This is a genomic window from Bradyrhizobium sp. 2TAF36, from assembly GCF_052114925.1.
In the GTDB taxonomy this organism is placed as follows: Bacteria; Pseudomonadota; Alphaproteobacteria; order Rhizobiales; family Xanthobacteraceae; genus Bradyrhizobium; species Bradyrhizobium barranii.
This window is the reverse complement of record NZ_JBFRFR010000188.1, coordinates 1-5,223: the sequence shown is the minus strand read 5'-3', so window position 1 is coordinate 5,223 and position 5,223 is coordinate 1. Positions and strand designations below refer to the sequence as shown.

General features: G+C 59.4%; 7 protein-coding genes and 1 pseudogene. 4 read left to right on the top strand and 4 right to left on the bottom strand.

Going from position 1 to position 5,223, the window contains the following annotated elements:
- Positions 1 to 371 precede the first annotated feature (371 nt).
- Positions 372 to 533, bottom strand: a complete 162-nt coding sequence (locus AB4Z51_RS44240; protein ID WP_208088051.1) for a hypothetical protein — start codon at positions 531 to 533, stop codon at positions 372 to 374.
- 674 nt (positions 534 to 1,207) lie between these two features.
- Between AB4Z51_RS44240 and AB4Z51_RS44235 the strand changes: the two genes are divergently transcribed.
- On the top strand, positions 1,208 to 1,669 hold the full coding sequence (locus AB4Z51_RS44235; protein WP_441499707.1) for a hypothetical protein: 462 nt from the start codon (positions 1,208 to 1,210) through the stop codon (positions 1,667 to 1,669).
- Between the two features lie 589 nt (positions 1,670 to 2,258).
- Here the strand turns inward: AB4Z51_RS44235 and AB4Z51_RS44230 are convergent.
- Positions 2,259 to 2,559 (bottom strand): annotated as a pseudogene (locus AB4Z51_RS44230) (hypothetical protein).
- A 778-nt stretch (positions 2,560 to 3,337) separates the two neighbouring features.
- Here AB4Z51_RS44230 and AB4Z51_RS44225 point away from each other — a divergent pair.
- Positions 3,338 to 3,661: a hypothetical protein gene (locus tag AB4Z51_RS44225; protein ID WP_441499706.1), complete on the top strand. Its 324-nt coding sequence runs from the start codon at positions 3,338 to 3,340 to the stop codon at positions 3,659 to 3,661.
- 48 nt (positions 3,662 to 3,709) lie between these two features.
- On the opposite strand, the gene AB4Z51_RS44220 is transcribed toward AB4Z51_RS44225, so the two are convergent.
- Entirely contained in the window at positions 3,710 to 4,243 is a 534-nt protein-coding gene (locus AB4Z51_RS44220; protein ID WP_441499705.1) for a hypothetical protein, read from the bottom strand.
- 335 nt (positions 4,244 to 4,578) lie between these two features.
- On the opposite strand from AB4Z51_RS44220, the gene AB4Z51_RS44215 reads away from it, so the two are divergent.
- Entirely contained in the window at positions 4,579 to 4,815 is a 237-nt protein-coding gene (locus tag AB4Z51_RS44215) for a helix-turn-helix transcriptional regulator (protein WP_208088046.1), read from the top strand.
- Positions 4,812 to 5,057: a hypothetical protein gene (locus AB4Z51_RS44210; protein WP_441499704.1), complete on the top strand. Its 246-nt coding sequence runs from the start codon at positions 4,812 to 4,814 to the stop codon at positions 5,055 to 5,057. The genes AB4Z51_RS44215 and AB4Z51_RS44210 overlap by 4 nt, the downstream gene beginning before the upstream one ends.
- On the opposite strand, the gene AB4Z51_RS44205 is transcribed toward AB4Z51_RS44210, so the two are convergent.
- The coding region (locus tag AB4Z51_RS44205) for a hypothetical protein (protein ID WP_441499703.1) at positions 5,036 to 5,223 on the bottom strand (188 nt) is incomplete at its 5' end. The genes AB4Z51_RS44210 and AB4Z51_RS44205 overlap by 22 nt on opposite strands.

The following is a 5,223-nucleotide window of genomic DNA, read 5'->3' as shown; positions in this document are numbered from 1 at the left end:
GCATCGCGCCAAGCGGTCAGCGCGGTGTGCAGTTCAATCGCGCGAGGTTTCCTGATCTGTAAACAAGAAACATATCGCCACTGTAGTGGAAATATTCACCAGTGAAGTCCTTGGTGCGAAACTTGAGTTGAAGCGGATTGTTACTCAACACACGCGGGCTAATGGTGTCTTGGCCAAAATCAATGGACACCTTCGTCGCTCTATTTGCGGGACTCAAAATCGCGGGCAACGTAGTAGCAGGTGATTTCTTGACCCCTCCSGGYTCSAAYATATCGCCAGTGCAAGTAATCTTGAGCGAGTCCGCGGCCGGAGTAGCGTTCATCGCCAAGAAGGTGATAGCTATAACTCCAAGCAAAGTTGCCTTGGACATTCTATTTTCCCTTCGACTTCAGCCCCGTCTCGACCAACCGTCGGATGGCCTCGGAACGGCCGGGCAGGTCTTCCTGCTTGCGTCGCCACGCATCAATGGCCGCCACCTCGCTGGCAGACATCATGACGGGAATGCGGATATCTTTTTTCTCATCATCGCTCATGACGTCAGCTTCTAGAAGCATCGACCACCCTGCACAAGTGATTGACATCTGCCTTTGAATGGCACAACATGTGCTAGTTGTTCATAGTGATAGCGCAGTCCGCGGGTGTTGGAAGCACCCGCGGACTGCTGACTCCAACCAATGGTGATGCCATGGCTAAAGCTAAGAAGCAGAATACCACAACGGACCCGGTGTACGCCGCGATAGAGAAGCATCAGAAGGCGATGAGGGAGCTTTACCAGGGACTCAAGACGGCCCCCGGGACCCTCGGTCCGGACCCCAAGATAGAAAAGAAGTGCCTTAACCGCGAAAGGAAAGACCCGAGACGATCTGACATCCACCGCTCCAACGACGCTGCAAGGCCTGCTGGCGTTGGTGGCTTACGTAAACGGGGTGAAAAGCGGGAAGCTTTCTCCCTACGGCAAGCCCGACAATACATTCGAAGAACCTGAAACTCTGTACGCCGTTCTCGCGAGCGCGGAAGAACTCTTGGCTGAGCAAGTCGGGAGGTCGGCATCAGCGATCAACATCAAGAGCACCTCGAAGGGATCGACCGAAGCCTTACCGACATTCAGGTGGTGGGCCACATCGCAATCCGATCAGCGCAGAATCTCTGGCTCTGCGAGGACGATTCCGACTACTACCGTCTCCCAGAGCAGGAGACGTCGATACTGTTGTTCAGCGTTCACGACCTCCTGGACCGGATAGAGAAGCTGAGAGCCAACCTCGAGCCTTCGGAGGCTGCCGCCGAGCCCGCGAAGGCCGCCAAGGCGGTGCCGGATGCGCAAACACTCGACGAGGCGGACACCTCCGAGGGCGGCATCGACAAGGGCGAGATCCTGCGAGTGATTCAGGAGCTGGAGGGCGGGGTGGACACCTCGGACGACCGGACCCCGTACGAGATCATCGGCGACATGGAGGACGATGTTACGGCCCTCGTCGACTATGGGAACATCACCGCTCGGGTCGCCGATACACTTAACCTCGACGATGGCACCATGTTCTCGACGCTTGGCTATAAAATCGTCGAGCTCGCCAAATCCGTGGAGCAGCGGAGGGGTCAGCTTTTCCACGCCCTCCATCCCAACCGCGCCGAACTCGATGCGGAGGCGCAGGCTGAAGCACTATCGCGATAGCCCCCTTGAAGAATACGGCCCGGCCTCACCGCCGGGCTTTTTCATGGGTGAGGTCGAGCGAGGCTGACGGCATCTATTGATGGATGTTCGGCCGCGACAAATCCCTGATTTCTGACCGAATTATCGCGGTTGGCCCGCGTTCTTACATCTTGCTGTCGATCCGCGAGTTGAGCTTGGAGCTTGACGCCCCGACGCCAACGGTGCCGTTAGACGCAGGCCCTTCTATTGGAAGCGGGCGGCGGATGATTAAGAGGCGTTGCTTAGCACCACCAGGACGGCTTGCCCCAGCCACTCCAGCTGCACGACCACCATCCCCCGCAAGTGCGGCAGAGCCGCAGGCTACGATCGCGATGATGACCGAGCAGGTAATGTTCCAAAAACCCATGGCGAAAACCCTGGTTCGGCGTCAGGGGCAACTAGTCCGGAAGGCCGCCGTTCCTACAAGCCAGATACCACCATGGGTCAGCGAAACTGCGAGGCAGCAGAAATGAGGACTTGGCTGGGAACATGCCGGGTGCGGGCGACTTTTGTTCTGCGGTGACGGTCTCGGTCCCACGAGGCAAGAGCCTGTCCGGAGGCCCCAGCATCATTACGTCCCCCGGCCGGGTGCTGGGGCTGCCACGGCCCACGATTGCAAGCTGCTGGTTCCGCGCTCAAAGTCTGGCCGAACCTCGGCGCCGCGGCCACCGCAGCCCCGACAGACGAACCGCGGCTCGAGATCCGAGAGCCTTACATCGTCCGGCCAGCGGAGGGCGTCCAGAGCGACGTGATGGCCACAATGGCAATAGACCAGGACGCCGCGCACACCCATCTCTCGCATCTCGCCGAAGGTGATCTTGAGCCGTCGGCCGGCGTGCTTGGGCGTCTGGCAACGGGCAGCTCCGAGGCATGCCGCCATCGAACCGCCGGCGCCGAACGCACAGGAACCGCGACCGGCAGCGGCCGATGACGCACCGCCGACCGCTCGGACGGTGAACGACGAATGTCCCGCCGGCTATTGAGCCTGCGGGCTCTGCATGCGCTGACGCCTCTTCTTGGCAGGTGATTTATTTCGCTTCGAGCTATTGACGACCTGCCAACCTTCGCTGGGGGGCTGACGCACTTGCTGTACTGGTGAGATGGGCCGTTGAAATCTGGCCGCCCACCGCTGCGCGAACCGTCTTTCAAATTCCAGAGGGACTATACTCACGTCCGACGCTCCAGGTTCACGATCCTGCCCTGGTGTTCGGAGCGTCAACGCTTGCCGTGCCTCAAAGGTCCGGATGCACCGAGACGATCGGTCGGCACGATGGACGGCGAGGAACGCATACGCTTACTCCGATACTACAGATGGCGGAGAGACGGCCCCGGCTGCAGGTAAGGGGTAGGCAGGGGCCCCTCCGCTGGCCCGGCGTCGGGCCAGCCACATTCTAATGGCGGTCCAAGGGTCGGGCACCGTCCGCGTGGTATTCTTCCTCGTGCCGCGTCGATCGTGCGGAACGTCGCGACGTCGGCCGTAGGAGCTGCTCAAGGGCAGCGCCTACGGCCTTTAACTTGCCTACCCGGGTGGAATCGACGACCGTTTAGGCGCTGGCGCGGTTTACTAAATCGCGTCAATTGCGAAAGTACAACTTGCGCGGCCTGAAGGAGCGGGCTTAGCTCTTATTTTGGCTTTTGCGCTGGTTTTTCATGAAGGTCTTTTTCCTCATCATCGGCATGTGGCTGCTGATCAACGTACTTTTTGTGGTTGGGATGACGCCGCCCCGGAGACCGAGGAAGCCTGACGGCCCGAGCTCTGCGGGTCTTGCTCCTGCACCGGCCGACCGTAACAGCCACCATTTCGCCGAAGAGGATCTGGTCTCGATCCGGCATACCATCATCGCCGTCGCGCTAGGTGCATTCTTCTCGTTGACGCCGCCTCTGATCGAGGCCGCTTATCAAATCAAGCGTCTGTTCGAGAAGCGTCGATCGAAGGCCGGGACAGATGACAACGACCGCGAAGACCAAAATTAGAGAGCGCGAGCCACTGCGCGTCGTGGGTGTGGAAAACAGGCCCGCGCATTATATCAGCACGACATCGACGAGCTCGCTTCCCGTCGGCGTCGAGGAAGTTTGCCGCTTACGGCTCGTCGGTCTGCCTAGTCTGGTCGTGTCGCCGCATTTGGCGAGGTCGAGATTGACCTTGCGGCGGCGCAAGATCCTGAACGTGATGAACCCGACAGCCACGATCAGCAGCTCGATTATCGTTATCGGCGGTATCTGCCTGATCCAGTCCGATGCAAGCACAAGGACGGCCACGATCAGGGCCAGCGCGCCCAAGATGATCTGGCCGAGCCGCCGGCCGCCGCCGAGGCAGACGATAATCAGCAACGTGCAGCCGATTATGACCCAGACCATTTGAGGGTCCACAAACTTACGCCTTTGGATTGATATGATGCAGGCATGCTCGCTGCACGTCAAGCGGGCTGTTTCAAGGTGCGGCCTCAGCGCCGGGCTTTTCTGCAGGTGCTTGCGCGAGGCGGCGCCCCAGTTCTTGCCGGTAAATCGTGGGGAACCACCCCGCAATCCCTTGAAACGTAGGACCTTCCGCGTCACCTTGCGCGACCCTGACGGTCTTTGGTCATATGAGGAAAATCGTTCGGCTCGGCTCGTCGCCACCGTCGGTCACGTCCCGGCGAGTTCGCTATCCGCTCACTTTCCGCTCGCTATCCGACACTATGCTCTGTCTCGACGCGAGTGTGTCGACGCCCTCATCGGCGCTCTGCCCTTGCTTCGCCATTGTTCACTTAGAGTTTCTAACGACTGCATTCCCCAGACCAGGGTTAAGCGCGAAACAGATTCCCGTCTTTCATGGGCCTCGGTTTCGCAGAGATGCGATCCACGAACGCGCTTGTGGCTTGGTCGGCCGAGCGCCCATGGAGCCTTACAGCATGTCGCGCCACCGTCTGATGTCCGTACCTCGCTTCGCGCTACGTCGCGATGAGGCTGCGGCGTCATTGGGCGTGTCGACGACCACGTTTCAAGGATGGTGCGACAGTGGCCGCATGCCCAAGGGCCGCAAGATCGACGGCGTCGTTCTCTGGGACACGGGAGAAGTCTTGGAGGCGTGGGAGCGGCTCCGCGACGGGTCCTATTCGAAAAATCCATTCGATGGATTCGTCGCGTGATCAAGACGCGGCTGAAATACTGCGTCTATGATCCGGACCCGAACGGTAACGATCGCTATTACGTTCGCAAGCCTGGACACCGGAAAATCCGGATCAGGGAGACGTTTGAGGACAGCGACGGACGCATCACCCCGGCGTTTATGAAGGCCTACTTCGAGGCGCTGGAGGCGATCGAGGGGAAAGCGTCGGCGCCCCCCACGCTTCCGCGGGAAAAGACCTTCTATTGGCTGGTCGATAAGTAGTCGTCCGTGAAGAATGCGGATTGATCTGAGAAATAAGCAGAATTTGTCTTGATGTAGTATTCGATTTTGCAGGAAAGCGGGGTGTTGGACCTCGCTTTCTTGCGTTTTAGGATTTTGCTTTTGGGCGATTCGTGATTCCCTGACGGCTTCGTGATTCCCTGACGGC